The organism is Caulobacter sp. 17J65-9 (assembly GCF_010975005.1).
Classification (GTDB): Bacteria; Pseudomonadota; Alphaproteobacteria; order Caulobacterales; family Caulobacteraceae; genus 17J80-11.
The window spans coordinates 1-16174 of sequence record NZ_JAAIVC010000075.1 but is presented as its reverse complement, the minus strand read 5'-3'; the positions used below and the strand labels follow the sequence as shown (position 1 = coordinate 16174).

The window sequence follows — 16174 nt, the reverse complement described above, 5'->3', positions numbered from 1 at the left end:
GGCGACGGCCGCGCCGCGGTCGAGGCGGTCGAGCGTGCGCTGGCCGCCGGCGGCGCGGAGCCCGAGGTGCTGGAGCGGGCTGCGCGCCTGTGCGACGCGCTGGGCGAGATCGACCGCTCGCTGGCCCTGTTCGGCGAGCTGATGCGGCTGGAGCCGTCGCGTCCGCGCTGGGTGCTGAACAGCGCCCGCGTGCTGCAGCGCGCCGGCCGCACCACCGAGGCCGAGCTGATACTCGAGACCCTCTACCGCAACGACGTGCCGCCGGACGCGGCCCTGCGCCGGCCGCTGATCCAGGACGATCCGAAGCGCGAGCTGCAGATCGTGCGCGGATCCAGCGACACCGCCGTGCTGGTGTTCATGGGCCTGGCCGACCAGCTGGTCATGCCGATCCCGATGTTCGACCGCTATCTGGCCGAGCACGACTTCACCGCCGTCTATCTGCGCGACCACCAGCGGCTGCTGTACCTGACCGGCATGCCGTCCCTGGCGCCCGACTACGCCGGCACCCTGGCCAAGCTGAGGGGCATGCTCGACGCGCTGGGCGTGCGCCGGCTGATCACCGTCGGCAATTCGGCCGGCGGCGTGGGCGCGATCTCCTACGGCATCGACATGGGCGCCGAGCAGATCATCGGCTTCGGCTCGCCCACCACCCTGATCGGCAAGCTGAAGAGCGTCGACCACCGCGCCCGCGCCTTCGCCGACCGCCTGTACCGCAGCGTGCCGCACGAGCAGCGCGACATCGAGGCCAAGCTGCGCGATCCCGCCCGCAAGGCGCGCGTCGACCTGTTCTACGGCGAGGGCATGCCGGAGGACCGGGCGCACGCGACCCAGGTCGAGGGCGTCCACGGCGTGACCCTGCGGCCGCTGGCGGGCTTCGGCGGGCACGGCTCGCTGCTGCGCCTGGCCCAGGAAGGCCGCCTGCGCGCGGAGCTCGGCCAGCTGTTCGCGAAGCGCTAGCCCAGTTCGCGCTTCAGCCGCGCCTCAAGCGCGGGGGTGTCGCGCAGTTCGCATTCCCAGACGGTGAGCGGGCGCCACCCCCGGGCTGTCAGCGCGGCCTGGGCTTCGGCGTCACGGGCGCGGTTGCGGGCGATCTTGGCCGACCAGTACTCGGCGTTGGCCTTGGGCTGACGCGCGCCGCGCGGGCAGTCGTGGCCGTGCCAGAAGCAACCGTGGACGAACAGGGCGATCTTCCGCCCGGGAAACACCACGTCGGGCGAACCGGGCAGGTCGCGCCGGTGCAGGCGATAGCGGTAGCCCAGCCGGGTGAGCGCCTTGCGGACCTTCAGCTCAGGCCCGGTGTCCTTCTGCTTCACGCGCCCCATCACCTCGGAGCGCTTGGCGGGGGAAAATACGTCCGTCATCGACGGTGAAACGCGCCCCGCCGCCGTCGGCGGCGGGGCGCGCACAAATTACAGCTGGCCCAGCACGTGCTCGGCCGAGGACACGCGGAATTCGCCCGGGGCCTCGACGTTCAGCTTCTCGACCACGCCGTTCTTCACCAGCATGGCGTAGCGCTGCGAACGCTCGCCCATGCCGAACTTGGAGGCGTCCATGGCCAGGCCGAGCTTCTTGGTGAAGTCGCCGTTGCCGTCGGCCAGCATCAGCACGTCTTCGCCGGTGCCGGCGTTGTCGCCCCAGGCGCCCATCACGAAGGCGTCGTTGACCGACAGGCAGGCGATGGCGTCGACGCCCTTGGCCTTCAGGTCGGCGGCGCTGTCGACGAAGCCCGGCAGGTGACGGGCCGAGCAGGTCGGCGTGAAGGCGCCGGGAACGGCGAACAGCACGACGGTCTTGTCCTTGAACACCTCGTCGGTGGTCATCGGCTTGGGACCTTCGCCCGTCATGGTCATGAAGGTCGCCTCAGGGAGCTTGTCGCCTTCTTTGATGGTCATAGCAGTTCTCCTTGGCGGGGCCGCGGGCGCGTCCCGGTCGGGCAGTGAGATAACGGCGCCCGCCCGCAACGCCAAGCGGGCGGCCTTGCATGGGTTAACGGCTGGGATGATGATGAGCCATGACTGAGCCCGCGCCTGACGAGATCGAGTCCCTGGCCGGACGCCTGCTGATCGCCATGCCCGGCATCAGCGATCCGCGCTTCGAACGCGCGGTGGTCCTGGTCTGCATCCACTCCGGCCAGCACGCCATGGGCGTGCGGGTGAACAAGCCGGTCGAGGACACCACGGTCGGCGCCGTGCTCGCCCGCCTCGACGTCGGCGGCGCGCCGCGCAACCCTCACCAGCTGGTGCTGGCCGGCGGCCCGGTGGAGACCGAGCGCGGCTTCGTCCTGCACTCCGACGACTACGAGATCCCGGGCGCGTCCATGGAGATCGGCGAAGGCCTGAGGCTGACCGCCACCCGCGAGGTGCTGAAGGCCCTGGCCGACCCGGCCGTGGCGCCCAGGCGCTCGATGCTGGCGCTGGGCTATGCCGGCTGGGGCCCGGGCCAGCTGGAGACGGAGCTGCGCGAGAACGTCTGGCTGACCGCGCCGCTGGACCTCGACCTGCTGTTCGACGAGGACCACGACGGCAAGTGGAGCCGGGCCCTGGCCCGCATGGGCATCAGCTCCTCCCACCTGTCGGGCCAGACCGGCCGGGCGTGAACGCCTAGCCCGCGACGAAGCGGGCGAACCCCTGCCCCGCCACGCGCGCCAGCCGCTCGCGGTAATCCGCGTGCGCCGCGTGATCCGGCCCGATCCGGCCGAAGGACGGCTCCGACAGGCGCGCCAGCGGGATCAGGGCGATAGGCGCGGCCACCGGGGTCAGGTGCGAACCCGGGCCGGCCTGCAGGGTCGAGAGCAGGCCGTAGAGCTCGCCCGTGATGGTCGGCCGCGCCAGGGTGATCAGGCGTACCTGGCCGTGCTCGTTGGTCAGCAGATAGACGTGGCCCGACTGGTGCGGCAGCGACACCCGCCCCTTCTGGGTGAAGCCCGCGTCCAGCCGCGCCGCTTCGCGGAAGGCCAGGCAGGCGGCCGCCTCGTCCCAGGCGATCTCTGTCCGGTACGCGTAGAGCGCGTCGGCCGCCTCGAACGACGGACGCAGGGTGAGGTAGTCGCCCTCCAGCCAGCTCACCGCCGCCCGGGCGTAGGCGCCGAGATCGTCCGGGGCGACCCCCGCGGCCCGCGGCCCGGCCTCGACCGGAGCGGCCGCGCGCAGGGTCACGCCCAGCGCCTGTTCGATGCGAAGGGTGGTGGCCAGGGTGAACGGCCGGCTGCCGGCCAGGGCCTTCTCAAGTGTGGAGACGCTGATCCGCGCGGCGTCGGCCAGGCCCTGGCGCGACATGCGCCGCCGGGCCAGCGCCTCGCGCACCCGCGCCGCGATCGCCCGGCTCTCCTCGCCGGACAGGTCTGCTTCCGCCGTCACGTCGTCCCCCCGGACCGATCCGTACAAATCCTCACATAGCGGCTGCGTCGCCGCCACAGCAAGGCGGCCGGCGGCCGAGACCGGCCGAAGCCGCCGATGGCGCGGTCGCCGCCCGGCGGCCACCCTCGTCGGCGTTGGTGCTCAGGGGAGTGGACGAGATGGGGCTGAAATGGACGGCGGCGGCGGGCGTCCTGGCCTGGGCGATGCTGACGGCGGGCGCGGCCCAGGCCGACAGCGCCTGCTCCGGGGTCAGCCCGGCGGACTACCGGAAGGACGTGGCGGCGACTTTCGCTTGGAAGGGCGCGCAGGTGGTCGACGGTGCGACGCTGAAGGGACCGGCCGATCTGCAGCGCTATGCGGGCAAGCCGATCATCGTTCGGAACGCAAAATTCGCCGGCGCGGACTTCACCGCCCTGCACCTGGCCGACGTGTGCTTCGAGGAGACCGACCTGTCCGGGTCGAACTGGCGCGCGGGACAGGGCGAGCGCCTCGCCTTCGCCTTCACCGACCTCAGCGGGGCCACTCTGGCGACGGCCGACCTGCGCGGCGCGCAGTTCTTCCACGCCAAGCTGGACGGCGCGAACGCAGCCTTCGCCAACCTGACCGGCGCGACGATGGCGGCCAGCAGCGTCAGCGGCCTGGACCTGAGCAACGCCGACCTGACCGACTTCGTGCTGACCTGCAGCCTGATCAACGGCGAGGACTGCGAATGGCCCGACAAGCCGGTCGACGCCCGCCAGGCGAACATGACCCGCACCCGCCTGGACTGGTACCTGCTCGACAACTGGCTGCTGGAAGGCGCGCGCCTCAAGGGGGCGACGGTGCAGCTACGCCAGATCGCCCGCTTTCGTGACGCCGAGGTGGTCGGGCCGGTGGTGATCGAAGCCTCGGGCTATGGCGGGGCGAGGGTCAAAATTTCCGGCGCGGAGTGGCGAGCCCTGTTGGCGGCCTGGAAGACCGACGCGCACGGTCCCTCGTTCGACTGCGAGCTGGCGCGCACGCCCGTCGAACGCCGGATTTGCGCGCCGCCGACGTATGGCCACGTATCTTGGCTGGCGGAGCTCGACGCCGATCTCGGACGGATCTACCGCGAGGCTCTGGCCGCGCGGCGCGTGACGCCTGACGACCAGAGGACCTGGCTCGCGACGCGAAGCGGATGCATGTCGACGAAGGACGCGGAGACCTGCCTGAGCGACGCTTATCGGGCGCGCATCGAAGCGCTCACGCTTCGCCTGGGGCCGCCGGACTGGCTGCAGCCGGGCGTCCAGGCGGTGTACGTCGACACCGATCTGCCCGTGCGCGCCGAATTCAAGCAGACGGCCCTCTATCGCAAGCTGCTGCCGGTGATCGTCGACAGCTCGATGAGCACGGTGATCGTCACCGCCACGGACACCGGACGCCTGCGGGCCAGCGGTTTCGCCTGGGGCTCCAACGGCCATGAGTGCACCCTCGGCGACGAAGGGAGCCTGGCTGCGTTCACCCTGAACCCGGAGACCGGCTGGTTCGGCGGGCCGCACAAGCCCTACGACACGGACCAGCGCCGGTGGGAGGATGTTTTGCGGCTTTGGGGCGAACACGCCGAGGTGGCGAGCGAGGAGCGCGGACGCCAGTTCTCGGACTATTTCGGCTGCGGGGCGCGGGCCAGCTTCGGCCCGATGACCCGGGTGCCGGGATCCTGGGCGGACTATCGACCTGCGCAGCCGTAACGGCGATCATCCAACAGAGAAGCCGCGCTTCGGCGCGAGTCCACGGGGGCGGAGATGAACACGTGTAAGGCGCACCTGCGCCGCCTGCTCGGCGCGACGGCGGCGGCTACGGCCCTGCTGGCCGCCGGCCAGGCCTGGGCGCAGGACGACCTCGGATGCGAATCCGACACGGTGCAGGCCTTCCGCGTCGAGCGCGGCGCGGCCAAGACCGGCGAGGTCTCGCCGTGGCTCGAGCCGGACATCGTGGTCGACTCCGATCTGACCGATCCGAAGGACCTGAAGCAGTGGTCCGGCAAGACCGTGGTGGTCCACGGCGCCCAGCTGAAGGGCGCGGACATGTCCCGGCTGAAGCTGGACAGGATCTGCTTCGTGGACTCCGACCTGTCGGGGACGGTCTGGACCGGGACCAAGACCTCGAACCTCGTCTTCATCCGCAGCGACCTGACCGGCGCGAACCTGGCCGGCGCGGCCCTGCGCTCGGCCGTGCTGCTGGACAGCCGGCTGGACGGGGCCAAGGCGTCCAAGGCCGACCTGACGCGCACGGCCATGGCTGGCGGCGGGTTCGAGAACCTCGACCTCAGCGGCGCCAACCTGACCGACGCCTCGCTCTACTGCGGCATGATCGTGGGCGACTGGAACTGCGAGACCGACGGCGGGATCGACCTGCGCGGCGCTCAGTTGACCCGCACGCACATGGCCGCCAGCTTCGGCAAGGTGGCGGGCGCGCGTCTGAACGGCGCCAACGTCGAACTCACGGACCTGCCGCAGTTGCGCGAGGCGGTCCCCGCCGGCCCGGTGACCGTGCGCGCCAGCGCCTACGGGCAGGCGACGGTCAGCCTGACGCCGCAGGAGTGGCGCACGCTGCTGGCGGCCTGGGGCGAGCCCGCGCCGGAGCCGACCGGCCCCAGCTTCGACTGCGCCAAGGCCTCGACGCCGGTGGAGCGCCGGATCTGCGACGGGAGCGCCTGGGGCGTGGCGGAGCTGGATCGCAACCTGGCCGAACTCTACCGAATGACCCTCGCCGCGGGCCACACGACGACGGCCGATCAGCAGCGCTGGCTGGGCACCCGTTCAGCTTGCCTCGATCCCAAGCGGTTCCAGGACGCGGACGACTGCCTGCGCACCTGGTACGCCGCCCGCATCGCCGTGCTGCAGAAGAGCCTGGGCGCGCCAGCCTGGCTGACGCCGGGGACCGAGGCGCTCTACATCAGCGACGACCTGCCGGTGTCCGACGACTTCCGCCAGACCGCGCTCTACCGGAAGGTCCTGCCGGTGATCGTCTCCAGTTCGTGGCAGACGCTCTACGTCCGCGCCGAGGCGGGCGGGCGCATGTACGCCTACGGCGAGGCCTGGGGCGGCAACGGCCACAGCTGCAGCCTGTTCGGGCGCGAGAGCGACGGCACCCTGGCCATGGGCGACAAGAGCGGCTGGTACGGCGGCCCGCGGCCCGATTACTCGGACAAGCCGGGGACCTGGGCGGACGTGTTCCGCCTCTGGGGCGAGCACGCCGAGATCCTGGAGGACCCGGACGCCGGCTACGCCAGCTGCGGCGCGCGCGCGAGCTTCGGCGGGCGCCTCACCCGCGTGCCGGCCGGCGACGTCGAGTTCGACGGCCTGACCAACATGGAGGGCGACCCGGTTCGGGCGAAGTGAGGGCCGGGTCGGCCCCGGTCGGCGAACGCGTCAGGCCGCGCGCTTGCGCAGATCGATGAACTCCCACTTCGCCGGGGCCTGCTTCACCGCGCGGATCTGCGCGGCGCTGACCGCGAAGTTCTCGACCAGGTATTGTTCGCTCACCTGCTCGGCTTCGGGGGCCGAGCCGTCCCTCACCTCGATGAAGGCCGACTGTTCGGGAATGTAGATCACCAGGGCCAGCCAGCCGGAGCGCGCGCCGACGCCGCCGATGAAGTCGACCGCGGCGTCCAGATCCATGCTCGTCCGAACGCCGCGCAGGTCCGTGTAAACGCCGAGCAACACGACAGACGCCCCTACCCTACCCTCGCGACTTGATCGGCGCGAAGCCGTCGGCGAGCGACTCGTTGAGGTAGACCTCGGCCTCCTGGGCGGCCAGCGCCGGGGCGTAGCCGAAGCCCTGCCCGTAGTGGCAGCCGACCGACAGCAGCTGGCGCGCCAGGGCGGCGTTCTCGACGCCCTCGGCCACCACCTCCAGCGACAGGTCGCGGCCCAGCGCCACGACCGAGCGGACGATCTTGGCCGAGCCGTCGTCCGAACCCATGGTGCGCACGAAGTAGCGGTCGATCTTCAGCGTGTCGAACGGCAGGCGGGCCAGGTAGGACAGCGACGAGAAGCCGGTGCCGAAGTCGTCCAGCGCCAGGCTGGCGCCCGCGTCCTTCAGGGCCTTCAGGATCACCGCCGCGCGATCGGGATCGCGCATGATGTCGCTTTCGGTGACTTCCAGCTTCAGCGCGCCCTTCGGCAGGCCGGTCTCTTTCAGGATGCGGCTGACGTCCTGCATCAGGCCGTCGCGCTCGATCTCGCCGGTCGACAGGTTGACGCTGACGAACAGGGCGCCGGCGGTCGGGTGGCGGTGCAGCCACTCGGCCAGCTGCCGCGCCGAGGTCTGCATCATGTGCAGGCCCAGGTCGTCCATCAGGCCCATTTCCTGGGCCAGGGTCAGGAACTCGTCGGGCGGCACGATGCCCTTGCGCGGGTGGCGCCAGCGGGCGAGGGCCTCGAAGCCGGCGACCGCGCCGGTCTCCAGGCTGACGATCGGCTGGTAGAACGGGACGATCTCGCCCTTGGCGAAGGCGTTGCGGAGGTCCGCCTCCATGGCCAGGCGCGAGAGGCTGTCGCTTTCCAGCGCGCGGCCGTAGTCGGCCGCCCCGCCGCGTTGTCCGCCGGTCTTGGCGGCTTCCACCGCCAGTTCGGCCCGGCGCAGCAGTTCGGCCGCTTCCGCGGCGTCCGGGCCGCCCTCGGCCTTCACGGCGCCGATGGAGACGGTCGGATAGATGTCGAAGCCCGCGACCCGCAGCGGCTGCTCCAGGGCGGCGCGCAGGCGGTCGGCCGGCTTGGCCACGCCGTCGGGGGCCAGCACGGCGAATTCGTCCTCGCCGATGCGGGCGGGAATGGCGCCCTTCGGGAAGGCGGCGGCCAGGCGCGAGCCCAGCGCGGCCAGCACCAGGTCGGCGCGCTCGTGGCCGAGCGCCTCGTTCAGGCGGCGCAGCCGGTCCAGGTCGGCGACGACCAGTTCGTAGTCGCCCGGCTGGGCCAGCGCCTCGCGGGCGCGCTGCACGAAAGCCCGCCGGTCCAGCAGGCCGGTCAGGGCGTCGGTGTCGGAGCCGGCGAACTTGACCTCGAGCGCGGCCACGCCGGCGGCGCGCAGGCCGTCCTCCAGCCACACGCCGCGCCAGATGCAGGTTTCGGCGCCGCGCATGCGCAGGCGCACGGTGATCTCTTCGCCTTCGTCGCGGCTCTTCAGCAGATGCTCGGCCAGGGCCCGGTCCTGGGGCATGGCCAGGGCGGCGAAGGCCGCGCCGGTGCATTCGGGGGCGAGCGGGCCGAGGCCCAGCGAACGGGTGGCGCCGGTCAGGCGCAGGCGATCTTCGGACGGAGTCCACGTCCAAAGGGCCACGTCGGCGGCGGCCAGCGCCTCCAGTGCCGTGGTCGGATCCCACGCCAAGCTTCTAGACCTGTCGGACAAGCGCGCAGTCCCCGGACACAAAAATCAAGTCACCCCAGCCCAGCCTCCTCTTCGAGCAGGCCGAACAGGAGATGGTCTCGCCATCCGCCGTTAATTTTCAAATAAGCCCGTGCCGTTCCCTCCTCGCGGAACCCGGCTTTCAACAACAAAGCGCGTGAAGGGGCGTTGGACGGCAGGCAGGCGGCCTCCAGCCGGTGCAGCCGCAGCCGCTCGAAGGCGAAGCGCGTGGCCGCGTGCACGGCCGCCAGGGTGTAGCCGTGACGCGCATACGGCCGCCCGACCCAGTAGCCGAGCGAGGCGGACTGGGCGACGCCGCGGCGGACGTTGGACAGGGTCAGGCCGCCGACCAGCCGGTCGTCCTCAGCCCGCAGCACGAAGAACGGGTAGGCGGTGCCGGCGTCCATGTCGCGCGCATAGGCGGCCAGGCGGCGGCGGAAGGCGGCGCGGCTGAGATCGTCGGCCGGCCAGGTCGGCTCCCAGGGCTGCAGGAAGTCGCGGGAGACCGCGCGCAGCTCGGACCATTCGGCGTAGTCGTTGGAACGCGGCGGCCGCAGCCGAACGCCCTCCCCCTCCAGCACGAGGGCCGCGTCGGACGAGATCCAGTCCAGGAGGGCCATGGAGGGACTATACCCCCTCCTCCGCCCTTCGGGGGAGAGGGGTCAGCTCAGAGGAACAGCGCCGGCGCGAAGGCCTTGGCGGCGCCGAAGGCGGCGCGCGGCCCCAGCACGGCCACCGCGGCCCGCGCGGGCGACAGGGCCCGTTCGCCGACGCGCTTGAGGTCGTCCAGGCTGGTCTCGTCCACGCCGGCGCGGATCTCGGCGACGGTCAGCGGGCGATCGAACAGGAAGGTCTGGCCGGCGGCGCGCTCGGCGCGGGCCAGGGGCGATTCCTGGGCCATGAACAGCGAGGCCTTCAGCTGCGCCTTGGCCCGGGTCAGCTCCGCGGCCTTGGGCGCCTCGGCCAGGCCCTTCACCTGGGCGGCGACCAGGTGCGACAGCTCCGCGGCGCGGTCGGCGGCGCAGCCAGCGTAGACGCCGAGCACGCCGGTGTCCTCGTAGGAGTCCGCATAGGCGTCGATCGAGTAGGCCAGACCCCGCTCCTCGCGGGCGCTCTGGAACAGGCGCGAGGCCATGCCGCCGCCCAGGATCTCGGCGAACAGGCGAAGCGCGTAATAGCTGTCGTCACGCGCGCCGGCGGCCGGCAGCTGCCACACGCAGTTGGCCTGCTCGATGCGGCGGCCGAGCGTGGCGGTCCCGCCGACAAAGCGGCCGGGCTCGGGCTCGGGCGCATGCACGCCCGCGTCGACGTCGCCGAACCAGCGCTCGGCCTGGCGCAGCAGCTCGCCCTCCTCCACCGCGCCAGCGACCGAGACGACGATCCGCTCCGGCGCGTAAAGGCTCCGGCGGAAGGCGTCCAGCGCGGCCCGACCGGCGGCCGCGACGCTCTCGGTGGAGCCCAGGATCGGGCGGCCCAGCGGCTGGTCGGCGAAGGCGCGGGCCTGGGCCAGCTCGAACACCCAGTCGTCGGGCGTGTCGAAGGCCTCGGCGATTTCCTGGTCGATGACCGACTTCTCGCGCTCCAGTTCGATCTCGGCCAGGGTCGGGCGGAACAGCAGGTCGGAGACCACCTCCAGCGCCAGCGGCAGGCCGTCGCGCAGCGCGCGGACCTGATAGCTGGTGCGCTCGTAGCCGGTGGCGGCGTTCAGATTGCCGCCCTCGGCCTCGATATGTTCGACGATCTCGCGGGCGGAGCGTTTGCCCGCGCCTTTGAACACCATGTGCTCCAGCAGGTGCGACCAGCCCGACTGGGCAGGCGTCTCCCAGCGCGCGCCGCCGCGCACGACGACCGAGACCGCGATGGTCTCGAGCTCCGGCATCGGGTCGCACAGGACCCGCACGCCGTTCGACAGTCGGTGCAGGCGCGCGCTCACGGGCGCATCCGGCGCCAGACCGCCGCGACGTAGACGCCGAGCAGGGCCGCGGCCAGGCCGAACCAGGTCAGGGCGTACTCGAGGTGGCGGTTGGAGATGGCGGCCGGCAGGGGCGACGGGTCAAGCGCCTGCCACTCCGGGTTGGTCGAGGTCTCGACCATCAGGAACCAGGGCGCGGGCTTACGCGCGTCCAGGGCGGAGGCCATGGCCACGGCGTCGCGCGAGAAGAAGCGGCTCTCGTCGGGCCGGTTCTCCGGCGTCACGAAGGTGCGGGCGTCGGGCGAGCGCAGCACGCCGGTCACCGTCACCGGGTTGCGCGCGGTCGCGTCCACCGGCGGGCGGGAGGAGATGGTCTCCGGCACGAAGCCGCGGTCGACCAGCACGACCCCGTAGGGCGTGCCCTCGACCGGGCAGGCCGAGATCAGGCGCGAGCCGATCTCGCCCTCGCGCAGGGCGTAGAGCTCGACGAAGGGGGCGACGTTCAGGCCCGGGCACACGGCGGTGACGCGCGAGAACTCGATGTCCTCGCCGCGCGCGCCGGCGACCAGCAGCGATTCGACCGGGCGCGGCGGGGCGGTCTTCAGCGCCTCGATGCGGGCCAGCAGGTCTTCCTTCCAGGCGCGGCGCTGCACCTGCCACATGCCGAGCGCGACCAGGATCGCCAGGGCCACGGCGGTGAAGACGGTCAGGACGACCGGAAAGGAGCGGTCGCCCTTAGAAGTCGTCATTGCGCACTTCGGAAGCTCGGTTGTGGAATTGCAGGGCGACCATGACGCCCTTCAGCGGGCGCAGCAGGCCGAGGCACACCACCAGCGCCAGCGGCAACCACACCACCAGGTGCAGCCAGATCGGCGGCCGGTAGGCGATCTCGACCGCCAGCGCGGCGAAGGCGACCAGGAAACCGGCGATCAAAATGACGAAGACGGCGGGACCGTCGCCGGTGTCCGCCGTCTTCAGATCGAAACCGCAGACCGCGCAGCGGTCCGCCACTTTCAGGAAGCCCGAGAACAGGCGGCCTTGACCGCAGTTCGGGCAGCGGCCGGCGATCCCCGCCAGGAACGGGTTGGGACCGCCCGCCACGTCAGGCGTGCGGGCCCGAGCCGCCGAACGCCACGTAGATGAAGGCGAACAGGAACAGCCAGACCACGTCGACGAAGTGCCAGTACCAGGCCGCCGCTTCGAAGCCGAAGTGCTTCTGCGGGGTCATGTTGCCGGCCATCAGGCGCAGCAGGCAGACGATCAGGAACAGGGTGCCGACCACGACGTGGAAACCGTGGAAGCCGGTGGCCATGAAGAAGGCCGAACCGTACAGGCCCGAGTTGGCGGCGTTCTCCGAGAAGAACAGCTTCTCGTGGATGATGTGGCCGTACTCGTAGGCCTGGACGCTGGTGAACAGCAGGCCGAGCAGGACGGTCAGCAGCAGGCCGGTCTTGGCGCCCTTGGTGTCGCCGTGCTGCAGGGCGTGGTGGGCCCAGGTCACGGTCGTGCCGGACAGCAGCAGGATGATGGTGTTGACCAGCGGCAGGTGGAACGGGTCGAGGGTCTCGACGCCGGCCGGGGGCCAGGTCGACCAGGCGGTGCGCACTTCCTCGATCGCCGAGAAGGTCCGGCTGTGATGGAAGATCGCCATCTCGAAGAAGATCCAGAACCACGCCACGAAGAACATGACTTCCGAGGCGATGAACAGGACCATGCCGTAGCGCAGGCCGATGGACACGACCGGCGTGTGGTCGCCGGCGCGGCTTTCCTTGATCACGTCGCTCCACCAGCCGATGAAGGTGTAGAGCATCAGGCCGAAGCCGGCGGCGAAGACCGCCCAGGTGCCCTTCTCCAGGCCGAACAGGCCCTTCATCCAGATCACCGCGCCGATGAACATCACCGTGGCGGCGATCGAGCCGACCAGCGGCCACGGGCTCGGATTGACGAGATGGTAGTCGTGTTTGACGGCGTCGTGGGCCATGGCGCTTTAACTCAACCCCCGGTCCCCGCGCGCATGCGACGGGGAGGATCAGATTCTTGGTGTGTGGCTATAGACCCGCCTAGCCCGCTCCGCCAAGGGCTGGCGTGGCCGACTTCGCCTTCGGCTGCGGTTTTTCGGTCGGATAGAAGGTGTAGGACAGGGTGATCTCGCGGATCCCCTTGGTTTCCGGGTCGGTCGCCAGCTGCGGATCGACGAAGTAGGCGACCGGGAATTCCATGGTCTGGCCCGGCTGCAGGGTCTGCGCCTGGAAGCAGAAGCACTCCAGCTTCTGGAAGTAGGGGCCCGCCCCTTCCGGCACGACGTTGTAGGCGGCGGTGCCGGTCAGCGGCTTGTCGCCGTGGTTGGTGACCTTGAAAAAGGCCAGGCCCGTGGCCCCGACCTTCAGGTCCTGGGTCACCTGCTCGGCTTTGAAATCCCAGGGCAGGTCGCGGACGTTGGCGTCGAAGCGGATCTTCACCGGCCGCTCCAGCACCGTGGTCGGCGCGGCGGTGGCCCGGCGCACCGTGCCGTCGAAGCCGGTGACCTGGCAGAACAGGCGATACAGCGGCACGGCCGCGAAGGCGGCGCCGACCATGCCGGCGACCACCACGGCGCAGATCACCGCGACACGGGCGTTCTTCTGCATCACCCGGCCACGTTCTGGGCGAGCCGCACCACGGTCACCAGGAAGACCAGGACCACGAACAGGGCCAGCGCCCCGCCCAGCGCGACATTTCGCCGCGACCGCGCCTTGTGCGCCTCGGATTGGGTCGGTTCGGACATCAAGCGACTCCCGGGATGCCGTGTTCGACCAGCAGGGCGGCGAACAGGGCGAACAGATACAGGATCGAGAAGGCGAAGAGGTCCCGCGCCGTCTTGGCCTCGGCCTTGACGTCGTAGAGGCCCTCCTCCCGCTCGCCCGGCTTCTCGCCGGCCCGGCTCCTATACACCCGCCAAGCCAGACCGACGAAGGCCAGTCCGCCGCAGACGGCGATCACGCCGTAGAGCCAGCCGCCGAGGCCCGTGAACACCGGCACGACGGCCAGCGGGGCCAGCACCAGGCTGTAGAGGAAGATCTGCAGGCGGGTGGACTTGGGGCCCTTGGCCACCGGCATCATCGGAATGCCCGCCTTGGCGTAGTCGTCGGAGGTGTAGAGCGCCAGCGCCCACGAGTGGGGCGGCGTCCACACGAAGATGATCGCGAACATCAGCCAGGCGTTCAGGGCCAGGCTGCCGTCGGCCGCGGCCCAGCCGATCACGGGCGGCAGGGCGCCGGCGGCGCCGCCGATCACGATGTTCTGCGGCGTCGAGCGCTTCAGCAGCACCGTGTAGAACCAGGCGTAGTAGACGACGGTGAAGGCCAGCAGGCCCGCGGCCAGCCAGTTCACCGCCATGCCCATCAGCATGACCGCGAAGGCCGACAGAATGACCCCGAAGGCGAAGGCGTCGCCCTTGGCGACCCGCCCGGCCGCCACGGGGCGGCCGCGGGTGCGGCGCATCAGGGCGTCGGTCTCGCCCTCGATGGCCATGTTCAGCGCGCCGGCCGCGCCGGCGCCGACCGCGACGCAGAACACCGCGACGGCGGCCAGGAACCAGTGGATCTTGCCGGGCGCGGCCACCAGGCCGGTGAGCGCGGTGAAGATCACCAGCGACATGACCCGCGGCTTGAGCAGCTGGAAATAGTCCTGCGGCAGGGCGGGCGGCTTGGTCTTGGCGACCGGGGCGTCGACGGGGGCTTGCGGCATGGTCCTAAAACGTCGGGGACGGAGCGTTGTGCGCCCCGTCCCCGATTTAGCTCCTGAGTAAGGATGCTTAGTGGCTGTCGGCCTTGACCACCGGCGGTTCGTTGAACTGGTGGAACGGCGGCGGCGAAGACAGGGTCCACTCCAGCGTGGTGGCGCCTTCGCCCCACGGGTTGGCCTCGCCCTTACGACGGCGCACGAAGGCTTCGACCAGCATGATCAGGAAGACGATCACGCCGACGACGGTGACCGCGTAGCCGATCGACGACACGTGGTTCCAGAGGGTGAAGGCTTCCGGATAGTCGACGTAGCGGCGCGGCATGCCCTGCAGACCCAGGAAGTGCTGCGGGAAGAACACCAGGTTCACGCCGATGAACATGATCCAGAAGTGGGTGGCGCCCAGGGCTTCGTTGTACTTCACCCCGAACATCTTCTCGAACCAGTAGTAGAAGCCCGCGAAGATGGCGAACACCGCGCCCAGCGACAGCACGTAGTGGAAGTGAGCCACCACGTAGTAGGTGTCGTGCAGCGAGTAGTCGATGCCGGCGTTCGACAGCACCACGCCGGTCACGCCGCCGACGGTGAACAGGAAGATGAAGCCCATCGCCCACAGCATGGGCGTCTTGAAGTCGATCGACCCGCCCCACATCGTCGCGATCCACGAGAAGATCTTAACGCCGGTGGGAACCGCGATGATCATCGTCGCGGCCACGAAGTAGGCGCGCAGATTGATGTTCATGCCCACGGTGTACATGTGGTGGGCCCACACGATGAAGCCGATGAAGCCGATGGCGACCATGGCGTAGGCCATCGCGAGGTAGCCGAAGACCGGCTTCTTCGAGAAGGTCGACACGATGTGGCTGATGATGCCGAACCCGGGCAGGATCAGGATGTACACTTCGGGGTGACCGAAGAACCAGAACAGGTGCTGGAACATCACCGGGTCGCCGCCGCCGGCCGGGTCGAAGAAGTGGGTCCCGAAGTTGCGGTCGGTCAGCAGCATGGTGATGGCGCCGGCCAGGACGGGCAGCGACAGCAGCAGCAGGAAGGCGGTGATCAGCACCGACCAGGCGAACAGCGGCATCCGGTGCAGGGTCATGCCCGGCGCGCGCATGTTGAAGATGGTGGTGATGAAGTTGATCGCGCCGAGGATCGAGCTGGCGCCCGCCACGTGCAGCGAGAAGATCGCCAGGTCCATGGCCGGGCCGGCGTGGCCCTTGGTGGACAGCGGCGGATAGATCGTCCAGCCGCCGCCGAAGCCCTGGCCCGGACCGCCGTCGACGAACATCGACAGGCAGAGCAGCACCCAGGCGGCGACCAGCAGCCAGAACGACACGTTGTTCATGCGCGGGAAGGCCATGTCCGGCGCGCCGATCATGATCGGCACGAACCAGTTGCCGAACCCGCCGATCATCGCCGGCATGACCATGAAGAAGATCATGATCAGGGCGTGGGCGGTGACGACGACGTTGTAGCCGTGCTTGGAGGGCTCGACGAGGCCGAGCTGAGCCAGCAGCGAGCCTTCGCGGAACACCTGAATGCCCGGTTCGGCCAGTTCCCAGCGGATCAGGCCGGACAGGGCGCCGCCCACGATGCCCGCCATGATGGCGAACAGCAGGTACAGCGTGCCGATGTCCTTGTGGTTGGTCGAGAAGAACCAGCGGGTGAAGAACCCGGGTTTGTGGTCGTGGTCGTGGTGGTCGACCGCGTGAGCCGTGGCCATCGTCAGCCTCTCACTCTTTACTGGGCGGCCGGCGCAGGCACGGCGGCCGGCGCGGCGGGTTGTTGCGGGGCGGCGGCCGCCGGAGCGGTCGTCGCG

18 protein-coding genes are annotated in these 16174 nt (G+C 70.5%); 4 read left to right on the top strand and 14 right to left on the bottom strand.

The features are described from left to right. On the top strand, nt 1–957 hold a 957-nt coding region (locus G3573_RS12340), incomplete at its 5' end, for a hypothetical protein (RefSeq protein ID WP_205598229.1). Here the strand turns inward: G3573_RS12340 and vsr are convergent. Together vsr and G3573_RS12330 are read right to left on the bottom strand one after the other, a co-directional pair. Beyond that, entirely contained in the window at nt 954–1361 is a 408-nt protein-coding gene (gene vsr / locus G3573_RS12335; RefSeq protein WP_163261385.1) for a DNA mismatch endonuclease Vsr, read from the bottom strand. The two genes, G3573_RS12340 and vsr, sit on opposite strands and share 4 nt — an antisense overlap. Before the next feature lie 48 nt (nt 1362–1409). Next, the gene (locus G3573_RS12330) at nt 1410–1892 is read right to left on the bottom strand and encodes a peroxiredoxin (RefSeq protein WP_163261384.1); all 483 of its coding nucleotides are present in this window, start codon (nt 1890–1892) and stop codon (nt 1410–1412) included. Between the two features lie 119 nt (nt 1893–2011). On the opposite strand from G3573_RS12330, the gene G3573_RS12325 reads away from it, so the two are divergent. Next, nucleotides 2012–2596, top strand: coding sequence for a YqgE/AlgH family protein (locus G3573_RS12325; protein WP_163261383.1), 585 nt, complete (start codon nt 2012–2014; stop codon nt 2594–2596). Nucleotides 2597–2600: 4 nt separating this feature from the next. On the opposite strand, the gene G3573_RS12320 is transcribed toward G3573_RS12325, so the two are convergent. Continuing rightward, nucleotides 2601–3356 (bottom strand): helix-turn-helix transcriptional regulator, encoded by a 756-nt coding sequence (locus G3573_RS12320; protein ID WP_163261382.1) that lies wholly within the window; start codon nt 3354–3356, stop codon nt 2601–2603. A 158-nt stretch (nt 3357–3514) separates the two neighbouring features. On the opposite strand from G3573_RS12320, the gene G3573_RS12315 reads away from it, so the two are divergent. Both G3573_RS12315 and G3573_RS12310 read left to right on the top strand, forming a co-directional pair. Continuing rightward, entirely contained in the window at nt 3515–5062 is a 1548-nt protein-coding gene (locus tag G3573_RS12315; protein ID WP_163261381.1) for a pentapeptide repeat-containing protein, read from the top strand. Between the two features lie 54 nt (nt 5063–5116). Continuing rightward, entirely contained in the window at nt 5117–6715 is a 1599-nt protein-coding gene (locus tag G3573_RS12310; protein ID WP_163261380.1) for a pentapeptide repeat-containing protein, read from the top strand. 30 nt (nt 6716–6745) lie between these two features. On the opposite strand, the gene G3573_RS12305 is transcribed toward G3573_RS12310, so the two are convergent. The 11 genes from G3573_RS12305 to ctaD form a co-directional block, all read right to left on the bottom strand. Then, on the bottom strand, nt 6746–7039 hold the full coding sequence (locus G3573_RS12305) for a hypothetical protein (RefSeq protein ID WP_163261379.1): 294 nt from the start codon (nt 7037–7039) through the stop codon (nt 6746–6748). Nucleotides 7040–7055: 16 nt separating this feature from the next. Next, nucleotides 7056–8723 (bottom strand): bifunctional diguanylate cyclase/phosphodiesterase, encoded by a 1668-nt coding sequence (locus tag G3573_RS12300; RefSeq protein ID WP_163261378.1) that lies wholly within the window; start codon nt 8721–8723, stop codon nt 7056–7058. A gap of 29 nt (nt 8724–8752) precedes the next feature. Then, nucleotides 8753–9340, bottom strand: a complete 588-nt coding sequence (locus G3573_RS12295) for a GNAT family protein (protein WP_163261377.1) — start codon at nt 9338–9340, stop codon at nt 8753–8755. 47 nt (nt 9341–9387) lie between these two features. Further along, on the bottom strand, nt 9388–10653 hold the full coding sequence (locus G3573_RS12290; protein ID WP_346427372.1) for a pitrilysin family protein: 1266 nt from the start codon (nt 10651–10653) through the stop codon (nt 9388–9390). After that, nucleotides 10650–11381 carry an SURF1 family cytochrome oxidase biogenesis protein gene (locus G3573_RS12285; protein ID WP_163261376.1) on the bottom strand — a complete coding sequence of 244 codons (732 nt, stop codon included), beginning with the start codon at nt 11379–11381 and terminating at the stop codon, nt 10650–10652. The genes G3573_RS12290 and G3573_RS12285 overlap by 4 nt, the downstream gene beginning before the upstream one ends. Then, nucleotides 11368–11733, bottom strand: coding sequence for a DUF983 domain-containing protein (locus G3573_RS12280; RefSeq protein WP_163261375.1), 366 nt, complete (start codon nt 11731–11733; stop codon nt 11368–11370). The genes G3573_RS12285 and G3573_RS12280 overlap by 14 nt, the downstream gene beginning before the upstream one ends. A 1-nt stretch (nt 11734) precedes the next feature. Then, the gene (locus G3573_RS12275) at nt 11735–12613 is read right to left on the bottom strand and encodes a cytochrome c oxidase subunit 3 (RefSeq protein ID WP_163261374.1); all 879 of its coding nucleotides are present in this window, start codon (nt 12611–12613) and stop codon (nt 11735–11737) included. 79 nt (nt 12614–12692) lie between these two features. Then, on the bottom strand, nt 12693–13259 hold the full coding sequence (locus G3573_RS12270) for a cytochrome c oxidase assembly protein (RefSeq protein ID WP_163261373.1): 567 nt from the start codon (nt 13257–13259) through the stop codon (nt 12693–12695). Further along, nucleotides 13259–13396, bottom strand: a complete 138-nt coding sequence (locus G3573_RS12265; RefSeq protein ID WP_163261372.1) for a hypothetical protein — start codon at nt 13394–13396, stop codon at nt 13259–13261. Before G3573_RS12265 ends, G3573_RS12270 begins: the two co-directional genes overlap by 1 nt. Further along, nucleotides 13396–14358, bottom strand: a complete 963-nt coding sequence (cyoE, locus tag G3573_RS12260; RefSeq protein ID WP_163261371.1) for a heme o synthase — start codon at nt 14356–14358, stop codon at nt 13396–13398. The genes G3573_RS12265 and cyoE overlap by 1 nt, the downstream gene beginning before the upstream one ends. 67 nt (nt 14359–14425) lie before the next feature. Continuing rightward, nucleotides 14426–16078, bottom strand: a complete 1653-nt coding sequence (gene ctaD, locus G3573_RS12255; RefSeq protein ID WP_163261370.1) for a cytochrome c oxidase subunit I — start codon at nt 16076–16078, stop codon at nt 14426–14428. Nucleotides 16079–16174 lie beyond the last annotated feature (96 nt).

What these genes read in the sequence shown, in the direction of transcription:
- vsr (WP_163261385.1), bottom strand. Translation starts at nt 1,361, where the DNA reads ATGACGGACGTATTTTCCCCCGCCAAGCGCTCCGAGGTGATGGGGCGC.
- G3573_RS12330 (WP_163261384.1), bottom strand. Translation starts at nt 1,892, where the DNA reads ATGACCATCAAAGAAGGCGACAAGCTCCCTGAGGCGACCTTCATGACC.
- G3573_RS12325 (WP_163261383.1), top strand. Translation starts at nt 2,012, where the DNA reads ATGACTGAGCCCGCGCCTGACGAGATCGAGTCCCTGGCCGGACGCCTG.
- G3573_RS12315 (WP_163261381.1), top strand. Translation starts at nt 3,515, where the DNA reads ATGGGGCTGAAATGGACGGCGGCGGCGGGCGTCCTGGCCTGGGCGATG.
- G3573_RS12310 (WP_163261380.1), top strand. Translation starts at nt 5,117, where the DNA reads ATGAACACGTGTAAGGCGCACCTGCGCCGCCTGCTCGGCGCGACGGCG.
- G3573_RS12295 (WP_163261377.1), bottom strand. Translation starts at nt 9,340, where the DNA reads ATGGCCCTCCTGGACTGGATCTCGTCCGACGCGGCCCTCGTGCTGGAG.
- G3573_RS12285 (WP_163261376.1), bottom strand. Translation starts at nt 11,381, where the DNA reads ATGACGACTTCTAAGGGCGACCGCTCCTTTCCGGTCGTCCTGACCGTC.
- G3573_RS12275 (WP_163261374.1), bottom strand. Translation starts at nt 12,613, where the DNA reads ATGGCCCACGACGCCGTCAAACACGACTACCATCTCGTCAATCCGAGC.
- G3573_RS12270 (WP_163261373.1), bottom strand. Translation starts at nt 13,259, where the DNA reads ATGCAGAAGAACGCCCGTGTCGCGGTGATCTGCGCCGTGGTGGTCGCC.
- G3573_RS12265 (WP_163261372.1), bottom strand. Translation starts at nt 13,396, where the DNA reads ATGTCCGAACCGACCCAATCCGAGGCGCACAAGGCGCGGTCGCGGCGA.
- cyoE (WP_163261371.1), bottom strand. Translation starts at nt 14,358, where the DNA reads ATGCCGCAAGCCCCCGTCGACGCCCCGGTCGCCAAGACCAAGCCGCCC.
- ctaD (WP_163261370.1), bottom strand. Translation starts at nt 16,078, where the DNA reads ATGGCCACGGCTCACGCGGTCGACCACCACGACCACGACCACAAACCC.